This window comes from Burkholderia sp. LK4 (genome assembly GCF_001043615.1).
GTDB classification, from domain to species: domain Bacteria; phylum Pseudomonadota; class Gammaproteobacteria; order Burkholderiales; family Burkholderiaceae; genus Burkholderia; species Burkholderia cepacia.
The window spans coordinates 104756-121056 of sequence record NZ_LDUL01000002.1; the positions used below are offsets into that span (position 1 = coordinate 104756).

The 16301-nt window shown below is 68.2% G+C and carries 12 protein-coding genes; 8 read left to right on the forward strand and 4 right to left on the reverse strand.

Annotated elements, in window-relative coordinates:
- Window positions 1-7: 7 nt before the first annotated feature.
- Entirely contained in the window at window positions 8-2740 is a 2733-nt protein-coding gene (mdeB, locus tag VK92_RS00550) for an alpha-ketoglutarate dehydrogenase (RefSeq protein ID WP_048021488.1), read from the reverse strand.
- Between the two features lie 163 nt (window positions 2741-2903).
- On the opposite strand from mdeB, the gene VK92_RS00555 reads away from it, so the two are divergent.
- The 6 genes from VK92_RS00555 (at window position 2904) to VK92_RS00580 (ending at window position 10039) form a co-directional block, all read left to right on the forward strand.
- On the forward strand, window positions 2904-3431 hold the full coding sequence (locus VK92_RS00555; protein WP_027789923.1) for an Lrp/AsnC family transcriptional regulator: 528 nt from the start codon (window positions 2904-2906) through the stop codon (window positions 3429-3431).
- Window positions 3432-3688: 257 nt separating this feature from the next.
- The gene (poxB, locus tag VK92_RS00560; protein WP_048021573.1) at window positions 3689-5410 is read left to right on the forward strand and encodes a ubiquinone-dependent pyruvate dehydrogenase; all 1722 of its coding nucleotides are present in this window, start codon (window positions 3689-3691) and stop codon (window positions 5408-5410) included.
- A 243-nt stretch (window positions 5411-5653) separates the two neighbouring features.
- Window positions 5654-6244, forward strand: a complete 591-nt coding sequence (locus VK92_RS00565) for a class I SAM-dependent methyltransferase (RefSeq protein WP_048021490.1) — start codon at window positions 5654-5656, stop codon at window positions 6242-6244.
- A 154-nt stretch (window positions 6245-6398) separates the two neighbouring features.
- Window positions 6399-7838, forward strand: a complete 1440-nt coding sequence (locus tag VK92_RS00570) for an alkaline phosphatase (RefSeq protein ID WP_048021492.1) — start codon at window positions 6399-6401, stop codon at window positions 7836-7838.
- A 32-nt stretch (window positions 7839-7870) separates the two neighbouring features.
- Window positions 7871-9262 (forward strand): alkaline phosphatase, encoded by a 1392-nt coding sequence (locus VK92_RS00575; protein ID WP_048021494.1) that lies wholly within the window; start codon window positions 7871-7873, stop codon window positions 9260-9262.
- Window positions 9263-9295: 33 nt separating this feature from the next.
- The gene (locus VK92_RS00580; RefSeq protein WP_048021495.1) at window positions 9296-10039 is read left to right on the forward strand and encodes a hypothetical protein; all 744 of its coding nucleotides are present in this window, start codon (window positions 9296-9298) and stop codon (window positions 10037-10039) included.
- A gap of 172 nt (window positions 10040-10211) precedes the next feature.
- On the opposite strand, the gene VK92_RS00585 is transcribed toward VK92_RS00580, so the two are convergent.
- The 3 genes from VK92_RS00585 to VK92_RS00595 all read right to left on the reverse strand — a co-directional run bounded on the left by VK92_RS00585 (window position 10212) and on the right by VK92_RS00595 (window position 13637).
- On the reverse strand, window positions 10212-11351 hold the full coding sequence (locus VK92_RS00585; protein WP_048021497.1) for an acyltransferase family protein: 1140 nt from the start codon (window positions 11349-11351) through the stop codon (window positions 10212-10214).
- A complete protein-coding gene (gene blaOXA / locus VK92_RS00590; protein ID WP_048021575.1) occupies window positions 11348-12157 on the reverse strand; it encodes an OXA-1043 family class D beta-lactamase in 810 nt (269 codons plus the stop codon). Before blaOXA ends, VK92_RS00585 begins: the two co-directional genes overlap by 4 nt.
- A gap of 328 nt (window positions 12158-12485) precedes the next feature.
- Complete coding sequence (locus tag VK92_RS00595) at window positions 12486-13637, reverse strand: porin (protein WP_021160535.1); 1152 nt, start codon at window positions 13635-13637, stop codon at window positions 12486-12488.
- Between the two features lie 590 nt (window positions 13638-14227).
- Here VK92_RS00595 and VK92_RS00600 point away from each other — a divergent pair.
- The gene (locus VK92_RS00600) at window positions 14228-15265 is read left to right on the forward strand and encodes an ABC transporter substrate-binding protein (protein WP_048021501.1); all 1038 of its coding nucleotides are present in this window, start codon (window positions 14228-14230) and stop codon (window positions 15263-15265) included.
- A gap of 70 nt (window positions 15266-15335) precedes the next feature.
- Complete coding sequence (locus tag VK92_RS00605) at window positions 15336-16301, forward strand: ABC transporter permease (RefSeq protein WP_021160532.1); 966 nt, start codon at window positions 15336-15338, stop codon at window positions 16299-16301.

Genomic DNA, 16301 nt, shown 5'->3' on the forward strand with positions numbered 1-16301 from the left:
TTTCGCGTCAGCGTTGCCAGGGCGGCGTATCCGGCGATGTGTCGTGCCGGTAGCGTTCGCGCGCGGCCCGCACGATGGCCGGGTCGATCTCGTGCTCGTCCGCCAGCGCCTTCAGCGCCGCGAGCACGATGCTTGCACGATCGACCTCGAAGAACGCGCGCAGCGCGTCGCGCGTGTCGCTGCGGCCGAATCCGTCGGTGCCCAGCGTCACGTAGCGGCGCGGCACGTACGCGCGGATCAGTTCGGGCACCGCGCGCAAGTAGTCGGTCGCGGCGATCACGGGCCCGCGCGTCGCGGCGAGCGCGGCGGTGACATACGGCATTGCGTGCGGGCTGTCGTCGTCGAGCCGCGCGCGACGCTCGGCCTCCATCCCGTCGCGCTGCAGTTCCGTGAAGCTCGTGACGCTCCACACGGCCGCATCGATGCCCCAGTCTTCCTTCAGCATGCGCTGCGCGGCGATGACTTCGCCGAGGATCGCGCCCGCGCCGAGCAACTGCACTTGCGCGGTCGCATGCGATTCCGCCGCCAGCGGATACATCCCCTTCAGGATTCCTTCGCGCAAGGCTTGCGCATCGCCGCCGGGCAGCGAAGGCTGCGCGTAGTTCTCGTTCGTCACCGTCACGTAATAGAACACGTCGCGCTGCTGCTCGACCATCTCGCGCATGCCGGCATCGACGATCGTCGCGACTTCGTACGCGAACGCGGGATCGTATGCGCGGCAGTTCGGAATCGTCGACGCGGCGAGGTGGCTGCTGCCGTCCTGGTGCTGCAACCCTTCGCCGCCGAGCGTCGTGCGCCCGGACGTCGCGCCGACGAGGAAGCCGCGCGCGCGCTGGTCGGCGGCGGCCCAGATCAGGTCGCCGATGCGCTGGAAGCCGAACATCGAGTAGTAGATGTAGAACGGCAGCATCGGCAGGTCGTGCACGCTGTACGACGTCGCGGCGGCGATCCACGACGAGATCGCACCCGCTTCCGAAATGCCTTCCTCGAGAATCTGGCCGCGCGTGTCCTCGCGGTAATAGAGCATCGAGCCGAGATCCTCCGGCTCGTAGCGCTGGCCGAGCGGCGAGTAGATGCCGACCTGCCGGAACAGGCTCGCCATGCCGAACGTGCGCGCTTCGTCAGCGACGATCGGCACGACGCGCGGGCCGAGCTCGCGATCCTTGATCAGCGCAGCGAGCATGCGCACGAGCGCCATCGTCGTCGACATCTCGCGGCCGGCCGCATCCAGCGCGAACGCACCCCAGGCCGGCATCGAAGGGACGGTCAGCCCCTTCGATGCCGCCATCCGCCTTCTGGGCAGATAGCCTCCCAGGGCAGCCCGGCGGGCATGCAGGTAACGCATTTCCGGGCTGTCTTCCGCTGGCTTGTAAAACGTCAACTGCTCGACGTCGCTGTCCGACAGCGGCAACCGGAAGCGGTCGCGAAACGCCTTCAGATCGTCGACGTCGAGCTTCTTCTGCTGATGGGTCGTCATCCGGCCCTGGCCGGCCGCACCCATCCCGTATCCCTTCATCGTCTTCGCGAGGATCACCGTCGGCTGGCCGCGGTGCGCGAGCGCACGCGCATACGCGGCGTGCAGCTTGCGCGCGTCGTGGCCGCCGCGGCGCAGGCGGTCGATCTCCGCGTCGGTGAGCTGCGCGGCGAGCGCTTCGAGCGCAGGGTCCTGGCTGAAGAAGCGCGCGCGGTTGTAGGCGCCGTCGTTCGCGGAGAAGGTCTGGAACTGCCCGTCGACGGTATGGGCGAATGCGCGTGCGAGTGCGCCGGCGTGGTCGCGCGCGAACAGAGGATCCCAGTCGGAGCCCCACAGCACCTTGATCGTGTTCCAGCCGGCACCCGCGAATTGCGCCTCGAGTTCGTCGATCACGCGGCCGTTGCCGCGCACCGGGCCGTCGAGCCGCTGCAGGTTGCAGTTGATCACGAACACGAGGTTGTCGAGCCCCTCGCGCGCGGCGAGCGACAGCGCGCCGAGCGATTCGGGTTCGTCCATCTCGCCGTCGCCGAAGAAGCCCCACACGGTGCGGCCCGCGGTGTTCGCGAGCCCGCGATGCTGCAGGTAGCGCATGAAGCGCGCCTGGTAGATCGCGTTGATCGGGCCGATGCCCATCGAGCCGGTCGGGAACTGCCAGAAATCGGGCATCAGCCACGGGTGCGGATACGAGCACAGCCCGGGCCCGGTGATTTCACGGCGATAGTGCGTGAGGTGGTCCTCGCCGAGAAAACCTTCGAGATACGCACGTGCATAGACGCCCGGCGACGAATGCGGCTGGAAGTACACGAGATCGCCGCCCGGGCCGCTTTCATCGCCCGCGCCGGCCGGCGTCGCGCGGAAGAAGTGGTTGAAGCCGACTTCGAACAGGTCGGATGCCGACGCGTAGCTCGCGATGTGGCCGCCGAGCTCGCCGTACGCACGGTTCGCGCGCACGACCATCGCGAGCGCGTTCCAGCGCAGCGCGGCGGACAGCCGTTCCTCGAGATCGGCGTCGCCCGGATAGGGCGGCTGCTCGTGCGCGGCGATCGTGTTCATGTACGGCGTGACCGGGCCGCGCGGCGCCGCGAGCCCGCGGGTGTGCGCATGCGCGGCGAGGCGGCCGAGCAGGTACTGGGCGCGCTCCTTGCCGACGTGCGCGACGACGGCGTCGAGCGCCTCCAGCCATTCGGCGGTTTCTTCAGGGTCGGTGTCGGCGTGAGCGCCGCCCGCGCGCCGCGTGGCGTCGATACCGTTCGACAGGTCCGTCATCGCAGGTCTCCCGCGCGCCGGTTCAGAGCGGCGCGCATCAGTGGCAATCGGTCGGATCATGCTACCCGCCGATCCGCAAAATATGCGTCTGATTTCATTCGGATTTCACGCGCCGATAGTGTAAATATTCCGGTTGTGGCCACTCTTCCGGAATATTTCGACCATGAGTTCAAACCCGCGGCGGCTCGACCGCATCGACATCGGCATCCTGAACCAGCTGCAGCAGAACGCGCGGATCACGAACGCGGAACTCGCGCGTGCGGTGAACCTGTCGGCCACGCCGTGCTTCAACCGCGTGCGCGCGCTGGAGAAGCTCGGGCTGTTCCGGCAGCAGGTCACGCTGCTCGACCCCGAGCCGCTCGGGCTGCGGATCAACGTGTTCATCCAGGTCAGCCTCGAGAAGCAGGTCGAGGACGCGCTGCAGCGCTTCGAGGAAGCGATCTCGCAGCGGCCCGAGGTGATGGAGTGCTACCTGATGTCGGGCGACGCCGACTACCTGCTGCGCGTCGTGATGCCCGACATGCGCACGCTCGAGCGTTTCATCATCGAGCGCCTGACGACGATCCCCGGTGTATCGAACATCCGGTCGAGCTTCGCGCTGAAGCAGGTGCGCTACAAGACCGCGCTGCCGTTGCCGGCGTCCGGACTGACGCTCGTCGATCCGGACGAGGCGGCATCCGACTGGAGCTGAGCGGGGCATCGCAGGCGCGCCTGCCCGCTTTTCGGCTGCCGGCTGGAGTCGGAACCATGACAAAGCGCCGACGATTGCCCGACGCCGTCGAAAGGGGCCGCGTGCGGCATGACGGATCGCTGCCGCGGCGGCGTGCAGGGCGCTTGCATCGTCACGACGCCGCGCGGGACGATCGCGTATGCTCGTCCCGTCAGCGGCAACGGCGGCCGCCGTTGCCGGATCAATCGTGTGACGACCGATCAACGAGCGAGGGCATGATGGCTAGACAGACGATGGCGGAATACCTGGCGAAGACGCTGGCGGCAGCGGGCGTCGAGCGTATCTGGGGCGTGACGGGCGACAGCCTGAACGGCCTGTCGTTCAGCTTGAGCCAGATCGGCTCGATCCGCTGGATGCATACGCGGCACGAGGAAAGCGCCGCGTTCGCGGCCGGCGCGGATGCCGCGTCGACCGGGCGGCTCGCGGTGTGCGCGGGCAGTTGCGGCCCCGGCAACCTGCACCTGATCAACGGCCTCTACGACTGTCACCGCAATCATCAGCCGGTGCTCGCGATCGCCGCGCACATCCCGTCGACCGAGATCGGCCTCGGCTACTTCCAGGAAACGCATCCGCAGGAGCTGTTCCGCGAGTGCAGCCATTTCGCCGAGCTCGTGACCAACGCATCGCAGTTCCCGCGCGTGCTCGCGCGCGCGATGCGCACCGCGATCGACGAACGCGGCGTCGCGGTGATCGTGCTGCCGGGCGACATCGCGCTGGGCGACGGCCCGGACGAAGCGCCGGCATGGAGCGAAGCGGCGCCGCCGTCGATCCTGCCGGCCGACGCCGATCTCGACCGGCTGGCGGCGCTGCTGAACGGCTCGGACGCGGTCACGCTGCTGTGCGGCAGCGGCACGCAGGGCGCGCACGACGAGGTGGTCGCGCTGGCCGACACGCTCGGCGCGCCGGTCGTGCATGCGCTGCGCGGCAAGCAGTTCGTCGAATGGGACAACCCGTTCGACGTCGGGATGACGGGGCTGATCGGCTTCAGCTCGGGCTATCACGCGATGGAATCGTGCGACACGCTGCTGATGCTCGGCACGGATTTCCCGTACCGGCCGTTCTATCCGTCGAACGCGAAGATCGCGCAGATCGACTGGAAAGGCTCGCAGCTCGGCCATCGCGCGCCGCTCGCGCTCGGCCTCGTCGGCACCGTGAAGGAAACGATCGCGGCGCTGCTGCCGCGCCTGACGCGCAAGACGCAGCGGCGTTTCCTCGAGAATGCGCTGAAGCACTACGCGGCCGCGCGCAAGGGGCTCGACGATCTCGCGGTGGCCGAGCCGCCGGGCCGCGCGATTCATCCGCAATACCTGACGAAGATCGTCGACGAAGTCGCGGCGGAGGACGCGATCTTCACGGCCGACGTCGGCACGCCGACGCTGTGGGCCGCGCGCTACCTGACGATGAACGGCAAGCGGCAACTGCACGGTTCGTTCAATCACGGCTCGATGGCGAATGCGATGCCGCAGGCGCTCGGCGCGCAGGGCGCGCATCCGGGGCGGCAGGTGGTGTCGCTGTCCGGCGACGGCGGGCTGTCGATGCTGCTCGGCGACCTGCTCACCGCGCGCCAGCTCAAGCTACCGGTCAAGATCGTCGTGTACAACAACAGCCTGCTCGGCTTCGTGTCGATGGAGCTGAAGGCGGCCGGTTATCTGGACACGAACGTCGACCTGAGCCCGACCGATTTCGCGGCGATCGCGAAGGGCGCGGGCATCTTCAGCGTGCGGGTCGAGCACTCGGAGAACGTCGAGGAAGCGCTGCGCATGGCGTTCGCGCATGACGGGCCGGCCGTCGTCGACGTCGTCACGTCGAAGTACGAGCTCGCGATGCCGCCGAAGATCGAACTCGCGCATGCGAAGGGCTTCAGCCTGTTCATGCTGCGCGCGATCCTCAGCGGGCGCGGTGACGAGATCGTCGAGCTGGCGAGAACCAACCTGCGGTGAGACGGGCCGCGCACGGGGCGGGCGTCGGCCGTTGATCCGGTACGAATTGATCAGGGGAATCAGGGTCAATCTTCACGTCGCCTTAAGTTTGCGTTTCCTAGAATCGATTTGATCGTCGCGCTTCCTGCGACGGACCGATTCGTCCAGGAGGATGCGCATGCCAAAGCCCCGTGTCGCCGTAGCCCTGTTCCATGAAGTCTTTGACGCGTCGTTGCCGGCGGCGCAATCGCTCAAGGGCTGCCCATGATCTGGCCGAATGCGTGGCGAGTGTCGGCACTGTTCGTGCGCGAGTGGGTCGGCCGTCCGGCTGCGGTGGGCGCGTTGTGCCCGAGTTCGCGGCAGCTGGCGCGCGAGATGGCCGATGCGGTGCCGGACGGCGACGGGCTCGTCGTCGAGCTCGGCGGCGGCACCGGCGCGATCACCGCGGCCTTGCTCGAACGCGGCGTCGCGCCGCGGCGGCTCGTCGTGGTCGAGCGTTCGCCGGCGTTCGTCCAGCATCTGCGGCGACGTTTTCCGGGCATCTCGATCGTGTCGGGCGACGCGCGGCAGCTCGGACGCCTGCTGCCGCCCGACGCGCGCGTCGACGCGATCGTGTCGTGCCTGCCGCTGCGCACGCTGCCGCGGCAGGACGTGACGGCGATCGTCGGCCAGTGCCATCGCGTGCTGTCCGCTGACGGCGTGATGATCCAGTTCACGTACGACCTGCGGCCGCCCGGCCGTCACCCGCTCGGCGATTCGGCATTCGTTGCCTGCGACAGCCGGATCGTGTGGGCAAACATTCCGCCAGCGCGCATCGTGACCGTGCGCAACATCGCCGCCGAACACGCGGAATGACGCCGCAGCACGCGCGGCGCCCGGCCGTGGCGCCTCGCCGTCGCCTTTCATAATTCATTCGATACCTTCCAGTTTCCATTCACATTGCCGTCACATCGGGTTCCTACCATCGCCTTTCATTTCGAAAGCATCAACGGCGGGGAGAACCGGCACCATGAATCGAATCAAAACGGCGGCGCTGCTGTGCGCGGGCGCCCTTGCGCTCGCCGGCTGCGGCAGCGATGACGGCCCGACCAGCACGTCGCCCACCCAGCCGCCCGTTCAGACGGCCGCGCGCAACGTGATCTTCTTCCTCGGCGACGGCATGGGGATGACGACGCTGACGGCCGCACGCATCTACGGTGTCGGTGAAGAGGGCGCGCTCACGATCGACACGCTGCCGGAAACCGCGTTCGTGAAGACCTATTCGAACGATGCGCAGGTGACGGACAGCGCGCCGTCGATGTCGGCGTACATGACCGGCGTGAAGACCAACAACGAAGTGATCTCGATGTCGCCCGACACGAAGGCGATCGAGCCGAGCGCGAGCCTGACCGGCAATTGCGGCGCGAACAACGGCAAATCGGCGACGACGCTGCTCGAGATCGCGAAGGCGAAGGGCATGGCCACCGGTGTCGTGACGACCACGCGCGTCACGCACGCGACACCCGCCGCGACCTACGCGCACGTGTGCCATCGCGACGCCGAGAACGACATCGCGGCGCAGCTCGTGCCGGGCGGCGCGGGCTACAACGGTGCGCTCGGCGACGGCGTCGACGTCGTGCTCGGCGGCGGCACGCAATTCTTCGTGCCGAAGGACGGCGGCGGCAAGCGCACCGACGGGCGCAACCTCGTCAACGAGCTGAAGGCGAAGGGCTACGCGTTCGCGCAGAACCGCGACGACCTGCTGGCGGCCGATGCGACGAAGAGCGGCAAGCTGGTCGGCCTGTTCTCGTCGAGCCACATGAGCTACGACCTCGATCGCGGCGCGACGAAGGAGCCGAGCCTCACCGACATGGCGACGCGCGCGCTCGACGTGCTGCAGAAGAACCCGAACGGTTATTTCCTGATGGTCGAAGGCGGCCGGATCGACCATGCGCTGCACGACACCAATGCGAAGCGCGCGCTGCAGGACACGGTCGCGTTCGACAACGCGATCAAGGCCACGATCGACAAGGTGCGCAAGACCGATCCCGACCTGAAGAACACGCTGATCGTCGTCACGGCCGACCACGACCACACGCTGGTGCTGAACGGCTATGCGGCGCGCACCGGCAAGACCGAAGCGGGCAAGGCCGGCGTGCTGGGCGTGCTGCGCAACTACCAGACGGGCGCGGTCGCGAAGGACGCGGACGGCGCGCCGTACACGATCATCGGCTTCGGCAACGGCGAGAACCGCGTGCAGGGCAGCCGCGCGGGCACCGCACTCACCGACGCGGTGACCGGCGCCGACGACTATCGCCAGGAGGCGGTCGTGCGCATGGACAAGGGCAACGAGACGCACGGCGGCACGGATGTGTTCCTCGGTGCGATCGGCCGCGGCGCGGATGCGTTCCACGGCGTGATCGAGAACAACAAGGTCTTCGAGCTGGTGCGCAACGCGGTGCAGCTGTGAGCGCCGACTACACGGGTACAGGGGAATACAGGATGTCGACCATCAAGTGCATCGCGGCGGCGCTGGCCGTCGCGGGTTTCGCATGCGGCGCGGCGCAGGCCGCCGGCCAGGCGAAGAACGTGATTTTCTTTCTCGGCGACGGCATGGGGCCGACGACCGTGACGGCGAGCCGGATCTACAAGGTCGGTGAGTCGGGACAACTGACGATGGAGAAGCTGGCGCGCACCGCGCGCATCAAGACCTTCTCGAACGACGCGCAGACGACCGACAGTGCGCCGTCGATGGCCGCGTACATGACCGGCGTGAAGATGAACAACGAAGTGCTGTCGATGTCGTCCGACACGCGCGCGGTTGCGCCGGGCAGCGACGCGAACGGCAACAAGACGGTCAACAACTGCGCGCCGGGCAACGGCCAGCCGGTCGCGACGCTGCTGGAACTGGCGAAGGCGCGCGGCAAGGCGGTCGGCGCGATCACGACGACCGAGCTCACGCACGCGACGCCTGCCGCGACCTATTCGCACATCTGCCATCGCGACGCGCAATACGACATCGCCGCGCAGGCGGCGCCGGGCGGCGCGGGCTACAACGCGGCGCTCGGCGACGGCGTCGACGTGCTGATGGGCGGCGGCCGCAACCACTGGACGCCGTTCGATCCGGTGGCCAACAAGCGCGGCCGCGCGGACGGGCGCAACCTGCTCAACGAGATGAAGGCGAAGGGCTACACGGTCGTCGCAACGAAGGATCAGCTCGCGCAGGCCGGCAACGGCAAGCTGGTCGGCCTGTTCAGTTCGACGAGCCATCTCGAGTACGAGCTGGACCGCGTCGCGGGCAAGGGCGAAGGGCCGTCGCAGCCGAGCCTTGCCGAGATGACGTCGAAGGCGATCGACGTGCTGTCGAAGAATTCGAACGGCTATTTCCTGATGGTCGAAGGCGGCCGGATCGATCACGCGCTGCACGGCACCAACGCGAAGCGCGCGCTCGAGGACACGGCGGCATTCGACGAAGCGATCCGCGTCGCGCTGTCGAAGGTCGACCTGTCGAACACGCTGATCGTCGTGACGGCCGACCACGACCACACGATGACGATCAACGGTTATTCGAAGCGCGGCAACCCGATTCTCGACATCAGCCGCAACTATCGCGACGGCCAGCCGAGCAAGGACGCCGACGGCAATACCTACACGACGCTGGTGTTCGGCAACGGCGCGAACCGGCCGAACGTGCGCGCGTCGGTCGATTCGGCCACCGCGACGAACGATGCGTATCTGCAGGAAGTGGGCGTGCGGATGGGCAGCGCCGGGTCGGAAACGCACGGCGGCGGCGACGTGATGCTGTTCGCCGACGGCGCCGAAGCGAAGGCGTTCAAGGGCACGATCGACAACACGAAGGTGTTCGGTCTCGTGCGCTCGGCGTTCGGTTTCTGAGGCGGGTGATGGGACGATGAACAGGAACGCGCGATGAAACGCCAGATCTTCTGTGCGCTCGCCGGCGGGATGATTGCGCTGCCGGCTTGTGCAGCGGCCGATCTCGACGCCGTGCTGCTGCACGAGAGCCGAACGGTGACGGCCGACGGCGTGACGCGCACGACGCTGTATCGCGAACGGATGGTGCGGCGCGACGGGCACGTGTGGGTCGAACGCGTGCTGCCCGCCGCGTCGGCCGGCGGCGGGCAGGGCGACGATCACGATCATGACCACGACGCGGGCCCGGGCCGCCGCGCCGGCGTGCAACCGGCGTCCGCCCACGCGGGCCACAGGCATTTCAACTTCCAGGCGGCTGCACGGCATGTGACTTACGACGGCAAGACGGCCCGCATCGAGTACGTCGACGCGGCGAACCGGACGGTCGTCAGCGTGCCGCCGGCCGAGTACGAAACCACGGGTTTCGACGGCTCGTGGGACAACGCGTACTACGTCACGCCGCCGTCGCAGCTGAAGCGGCTCGCGGTCGCGAAGCGCGGCGACGCGCCCGGCACCCTCTGGTACGAGCAGGCGGTCGATACGCCCGGCGCGCGCGGCGTGAACCGGATCCTGTGGAGCGAGACGCTGCAGGCGCCGCTGTCGGTCGAATACCGGAGCGCCGATGGCCGCGTCGTGCGCAAGCTGACGTTGACACCGGCGCCGGCCGCGCGGCGCGAGCCGCCGCCGTGGACGACGCTCGCCCGCTACGCGCGCAAGGAATACGCCGACTATCTGGATTGACCGGCGGGCGGCGACACGCTACCGATCACCCGACGGCTTCGGCCGATCGTGCGATGCATACGCGGGGTTTGCGGTCAGGCCGGCCGGTATCGCCATCGCGATACGGCCGGGCGCTGGCCGCTTTTTTCTTTTTCCGAATTGATGTCGCCCGGCAGGAGATGCCGACGATCCGCTAGAACCGCGCGCCGTCCGGCACGCGCGTTGACGGTCGCGACGCGACCCGCTTGATGAAGCGGTCGAGCGGTGTCGCATAGCCGCGCGCGATCGCCGCGCTCAGCACTGCCGACAACGCCAGATACGCGATCAGCAACAGCAGCCGGGTGTCGCCATGCGTGGCCGACGGCGGCCAGAACGTGCGCAGCCCGCCGAGCACGATCAGGTGAAACAGGTACAGCTCATAGCTCAGCGTGCCGGCCCGGCGCAACGGCGCGAGCAGCCGGCCCGGCGCGCGCGTGCCGTTGACGTGCGCGCCGATCAGCAGCACGGCCGTGCCGAGCGCCATCGCGGTGACGCCGGCGACGTGGCTTTCCGCGATCGGCCAGGCCAGATACAGCGCGGCCATCGCCGCCGCGACGAGCCCCTGCACGAGCGGCGCGGCGAGCCGCTGCCAGCGTTTGCGCTCGGCCAGCAACGCGGTGCAGCAGCCGATCGCGATCCCGTCGAACGACGCGAAGTACGCATAGAGGAACCCGCCTTCGTCGCCGGCATGCGTGAAGCGGTACACGGGCCCGATCGCGGCGACGGCCACCCAGAACGCGACCAGCCGCGCATCGCGGCGCAGCGCGATGCACAACAGCGGAAACGACAGGTAGAACACCTCTTCGACAGACAGCGACCACAGCACGCCGAGCGCGTAGTTGACCCACCCGTATGCGCCGATCAGCACGTTCATCCAGAACGTCAGCGACGCGAGATTCACGAGCCAGAACGACACGGCGATGCCCTCCGGCGCGTGGTTCCGGAAGATCGGCACGCCGGCCGCCGCGAGGCCGTTGACGAGCGCGAGCAGCAGGAGCAGGCACGGGACGATGCGCGCAATGCGCGACACGTAGAACGCGCGAACGTCGACCGCGCCGAGGTTGCCCCAGCGGTGTCGCGCATTCGACGTGATCAGGTAGCCCGAGATCGCGAAGAACATCGTCACGCCGTAGTTGCCGTTGCGCACCACCGCATGCACCGTTTCCCAGCCGAATACGCGCGCGAGCGACGTCTCGCGCAGCGAGTAGGGGATGTTGAAGTGATGCAGCAGGACGAGCACGATCGACATCCCGCGCAGCAGGTCGATCCGCGCGTTGCGCGGGCCGGCGCTCATTGCGGCCTGCCCGGTTCGGCGAGGGCGGGCAGCGTCGCCAGGAACGTGTCGCGTGCGCGCAGGCCGGCGTTCGGCGTCTGCCGCTCGTCGTCCTGTATCAGGTACGCGAACGCGAGCGTGCGCGGCCCTTTGGCCGCCCAGCCGACGAACCAGCCGTACGCATGCGACGCATCGTACTTGCGTCCCGGCGACCCGGTGCCCGTCTTGCCGTGCACGATCCAGCCGCCGGGCTGCGTGTCGATCAGCGTGATGCGCTCGGTCATGTCGTACGCGTGCGCGCTGACGGGCAGCGTCCGGTTCGCGATCTTGCGCATGAAGCCGACCTGTTCGAGCGGCGAGATGCGCAGCGATGAATTGACCCAGGCGCCCATCACGCCGTTCAGTTCGCCCTGCGGGCTGGTCGCGTCCGCGTTGCCGTAGCCGAATGCGCTCGTGTATTGCTGGAAGCGCGCCTGCCCGAGCGCCTGGGTGACCTGCTGCGAGTACCAGAACACCGACAGTTTCATCCAGCGCGCCGGATCGGTCGGCTCGCGCCACGGCGCGCCGCCCCAGTCGGGGTAGCCGGTGTGGAACTCGAGCGTCGGGGTGTGCGCGTCCTTCAGGACGCCCGCATCGAAGCCCATCAGGCTGATGGCGACCTTGAACGTCGACGCGGGCGTGACGCGGGTCGCGCAGTCGCCTTGCTGCACGAGCACCTGGCCGGTGGCGGTATCGGCGACGACGGTGCAGACCGGGCGGGCATGGGAAGTCGCGGCGGCCAGAAGGCCGGCGGCGAAGGTGAACAGCGCGCGGCGCCAGTGCTTCAAGTGACACTCCTCGGGGATGGGCGGCAGGCGCACGGCACGGGCGAAAGGCGGCGGGCCGTGCGTAATGAAGGCGACGGCCGGCATCGAGGAAGGCGGGGATGGCGGCCGTTGCGCAGGCCCACAGTGTATCGACTGATCGTCGTCCGTTGACCTGTCACGGTTGACGGGGCGATTGCGCGCCGGTTGCCCGTTCCGGCGTCATCGGCCGGTCACGCGCGTTGCAGCGCGCATGAAAAAACCCGCCGGCAGGCTGGCGCGTGCGGGCGGGCGAAGACACCTCGGGCCGGCCGGCGCGGGTGTCGCGTGAAGAACGGAGAACCGGGTTGCGTCAGAACTTGTGGCGCAGCGCGAGACGTACGGCCACCTGGTTCGACGTCGACGACGGCGCGTCGGTGCCGGGGATGAACGCGTTGTCGAGGATCGAGTTCGTCTTGTCGCCGGCGATGTGCTGGTACGCGGCCTGCACGTACACGTCGGTGCGCTTCGACAGGTTGTAGTCGGCCATCAGCCCGACCGAGTGGATCTTCGGTTTCGCGTCGCCGGTCGACGCGTCGTACTTCTCGAGCGACAGCACGTACTGCGCGCCGACCATGAACGCCGGCGTGACCTGGTACGAACCGTTGACCTCGAAGTTCTGGTACTTGATCGCGCTGACCGTCGCGCCCGGTGCGATGATCGCGCCCGGCGTGCCGAGGTAACCGTTGCCGGTCGGGTTCTTGTAGTTCGAGTTCGTGTACGCGAAGCCGACCGTCGCGGGCCCGAACGTGTAGTTGATGCCCGCGCCGAACACGCGCATGCGCTCGGCGATGTAGCTCGCGTCGTTCGCGGTGATCGCGCCGGCCGAGCCGTTGCCCGGATGGTTCGCCTGCAGGTACGCGGCGCCGATCAGCAGCCCGTTGTTCTGGTATTGCGCGCCGAAGCTGTACGCGCGGTTGTCCGAGAAGTTCGTGCTGTTGCTGAAGCTGTATGCGCCGCCGAACGTGAAGCCGCCGAAGTTCGGGCTCGCGTACTTCACCGTGTTGTCGAGGCGGAACGAGTTGTCGGTGTTGTCGTTGTCGAACGGGTGCGCGAGCAGATAGCCGCCCCAGTTGCCGTTGGCCGTGGTCGGCGCGAGATAGTCGACGACGGAGTCGTACTGGCGGCCGAACGTCAGCGTGCCGTACTGCGCCTGGCTCAGGCCGACGTACGCCTGGCGGCCGAACATGCGGCCGCCCTGGTTGAGCCGGCCGGAGTTCACGTCGAAGCCGTTTTCGAGCTGGAAGATCGCCTTCATGCCGCCGCCCAGATCCTCGCTGCCCTTCAGGCCCCAGCGGCTGCCCTGCGCGTAGCCGCTCGCCATCTCGTAGACGTGGCCGGTGCCGACGTTGTTCGTGTAGTTCAGGCCTTCGTCGATCACGCCGTACAGCGTGACGCTGCTCTGCGCGAACACGGGAGCGGCGAAGGTTGCCGTTACGGCGAGCGCCGTCAGGGTCTTTTTCATTGAGAGATCTCCGGGATATCCAGCTTCTTGTATCGGTTGTCGTGGGCGCGACCGGCGAGGCGCGCCCCGTCATCCGGGGCGTTTCCGGCGCAGCGCGCGCGGCGCCGGAAACGCGCGATGCGCGGCGGCGCGGCGACCGGCTGTGCCGGGTCGTGTCTCCTCCGATGACACCGCGCATTCTTCCCAAGCCGAAGAGGAACCGAAAGCGAGTAATTTCGATGGATGGGATCGGGTTCGCCAATGGGGTCGCGACCGGCCGTTTCGACAGTCGAAACCGTGTGCGCGGCGCCGCGCGCCAACGCCGGTCGGGCCATCGCCGGACGGGCCATCGCCGGACGGGGCGCGACGCAGCCTGGCCGGGCCCGTGCGCAGGCGCGGGAAATCGGACGAGAGGCCCGCCAGGCGGGCCTGGCGGGGCACCCGGAGATCGATTGGCGCTGCCGATAGCCATGATCGGAATTACTCGTTTCCCTAAACATATTGGCGGCTGAAACATGCAGGCTGACCGGACGTGGCTGGATGCACGATTCGCCGGTCGCCGCGCATGCCGCGACGCACAAACAACAGATTCGATTTGGAGACGACCCACCATGCAGATTCGACGACTGAAAACGGTCCTTCTCGCCGCCGCGGCGATCCTGTCCGCGCCCGCGGCCCACGCGGCCGGCGGCGCGTGCGCCGACGGCAAGACGGTCCATTTCGCGGGCATCACGTGGGAGAGCGGGTCGTTCGCGACCGAAGTGCTGCGGCAGATCATGGAGAAGGGCTACGGCTGCAAGACGGACGTCGTGCCGGGCAGCACGGCCGCCACCGAAACGGCGCTCGCGCGCAACGACCTGCAGATCTGGGCCGAGCAGTGGACGGGCCGCAGCGAGATCACCGCGAAGGCTGTCTCGTCGGGCGCCGTGAAACTGATCGGCGACACGCTGCCGGGCGGCACGACCGAAGGCTGGTTCGTGCCCGACTACGTGGTGAAGGGCGATCCGGCGCGCAACATCAAGCCGGTCGCGCCCGGGCTGGTGTCGGTCGACGATCTGCCTAAGTTCAAGCAGGTGTTCGCCGACGAGGAGGAGCCGGACAAGGGCCGCTTCCTGAACTGCCCGACGGGCTGGGACTGCGAGCGTGTGAACACGCGTCTGCTGAAGGTGCTGAAGCTCGACCAGTCGTACACGAATTTCCATCCGGGCACCGGCGCGGCGCTCGACGCGGCGATCGCGTCCGCGTACCAGCGCGGCGCGCCGATCGTGTTCTATTACTGGGGCCCGGCCGCGCTGATGGCGAAGTACAAGTTCACCGCGCTGAAGATGCCGGCCTATAACGACGCATGCTGGAAGACGCTGCGCGACGAGAGCAGCACGCACCAGTGCGCGTCGTCGTACATGGTGTCGCGGCTGACGGTCGGCGTGTCGAAGCCGTTCGCCGATGCAAACCCCGATCTCGTCGGCGTATTCGGCAAGGTGCGTTTCCCGATGGACTTCCTGAACCAGACGATCCTCGAGATGACGACGAAGAAGATCGACGGCGCGGCGATGGCCACGCAGTTCCTGAAGACCCGCCAGGACATGTGGAAGCAGTGGGTGCCGGCCGACGTCGCGCAGAAGATCGCCGGCAGCCTGAAGGGCGCGTAACCTGCGCGCGGCGGCGGGCCCGCGCCCGCCGCCGCCGTCACGCGCCTTCGCGGCGCGACGGAGAATCAACATGAACGGCTTCTTTCTGCACCTGTCGATCGCCGACTGGGTGAACAGCGCGCTCGAGACTTTCGTCGCGCAATACGGCGACAGTTTCCATCACTTCAGCGTGCTCGTGTTGCGCTACCTGCTCGTGCCGCTCGAAGGCGCGCTGCGCGTGGCGCCGCCGTGGCTCGTGCTGCTGGTCGTCGGCGCGATCGCGTGGAATGCGACGCGCCGCATCGGCCTCGGCGCGCTTTTCATGCTGCTGCTCTACGCGATCGGCTGCTTCGGCCTGTGGGACAAGCTGATGCAGACGCTCGCGCTGATGCTCGTCGCGACGGTGCTGTCGGTCGCGATCGGCGTGCCGGCCGGCATCCTCGCCTCGCGCAGCGCGTGGCTGCGGCGGATGCTGCTGCCCGTGCTCGACGTGATGCAGACGCTGCCGAGCTTCGTGTACCTGATCCCGGTGCTGATGCTGTTCGGGCTCGGCAAGGTGCCCGCGATTCTCGCGACGATCATCTATGCGCTGCCGCCGCTGATCCGCCTGACCGATCTGGGCATCCGCCAGGTCGATCCGGACGTGACGGAGGCCGCGCGCGCGTTCGGCACGACGCGCTGGCAGCTGCTCGTCAACGTGCAGCTGCCGCTCGCGCGGCCGAGCATCATGGCCGGCATCAACCAGACGACGATGATGGCGCTGTCGATGGTCGTGATCGCGTCGATGATCGGCTCGCGCGGGCTCGGCGAGGACGTGCTCGCGGGCATCCAGACGCTCGACGTCGGCAAGGGCACGCAGGCCGGCCTCGCGATCGTGATCCTCGCGATCGTGATCGACCGGATCAGCCAGGGCTTCGGCCAGGAGCGTCGCGCACGCCGCCGGCTCGCGCAGCAGCGCCGGCAGAAAGGCGCGTCGCGCGTGCCGTACCGGCTGCCGCGCAAGGCGCAGCCGGCGGGCGTCGATTCGAATCAGGCGACGCAATCGTCGCGCGCATAG

Excerpts from the sequence above, each read along its gene's own strand:
- VK92_RS00595 (WP_021160535.1), bottom strand. The coding sequence starts at position 13,637 with ATGAAAAAGACCCTGACGGCGCTCGCCGTAACGGCAACCTTCGCCGCT.
- poxB (WP_048021573.1), top strand. The coding sequence starts at position 3,689 with ATGGCTAGACAGACGATGGCGGAATACCTGGCGAAGACGCTGGCGGCA.
- VK92_RS00570 (WP_048021492.1), top strand. The coding sequence starts at position 6,399 with ATGAATCGAATCAAAACGGCGGCGCTGCTGTGCGCGGGCGCCCTTGCG.
- mdeB (WP_048021488.1), bottom strand. The coding sequence starts at position 2,740 with ATGACGGACCTGTCGAACGGTATCGACGCCACGCGGCGCGCGGGCGGC.
- VK92_RS00575 (WP_048021494.1), top strand. The coding sequence starts at position 7,871 with ATGTCGACCATCAAGTGCATCGCGGCGGCGCTGGCCGTCGCGGGTTTC.
- VK92_RS00600 (WP_048021501.1), top strand. The coding sequence starts at position 14,228 with ATGCAGATTCGACGACTGAAAACGGTCCTTCTCGCCGCCGCGGCGATC.
- VK92_RS00605 (WP_021160532.1), top strand. The coding sequence starts at position 15,336 with ATGAACGGCTTCTTTCTGCACCTGTCGATCGCCGACTGGGTGAACAGC.
- VK92_RS00580 (WP_048021495.1), top strand. The coding sequence starts at position 9,296 with ATGAAACGCCAGATCTTCTGTGCGCTCGCCGGCGGGATGATTGCGCTG.
- VK92_RS00565 (WP_048021490.1), top strand. The coding sequence starts at position 5,654 with ATGATCTGGCCGAATGCGTGGCGAGTGTCGGCACTGTTCGTGCGCGAG.
- VK92_RS00555 (WP_027789923.1), top strand. The coding sequence starts at position 2,904 with ATGAGTTCAAACCCGCGGCGGCTCGACCGCATCGACATCGGCATCCTG.
- VK92_RS00585 (WP_048021497.1), bottom strand. The coding sequence starts at position 11,351 with ATGAGCGCCGGCCCGCGCAACGCGCGGATCGACCTGCTGCGCGGGATG.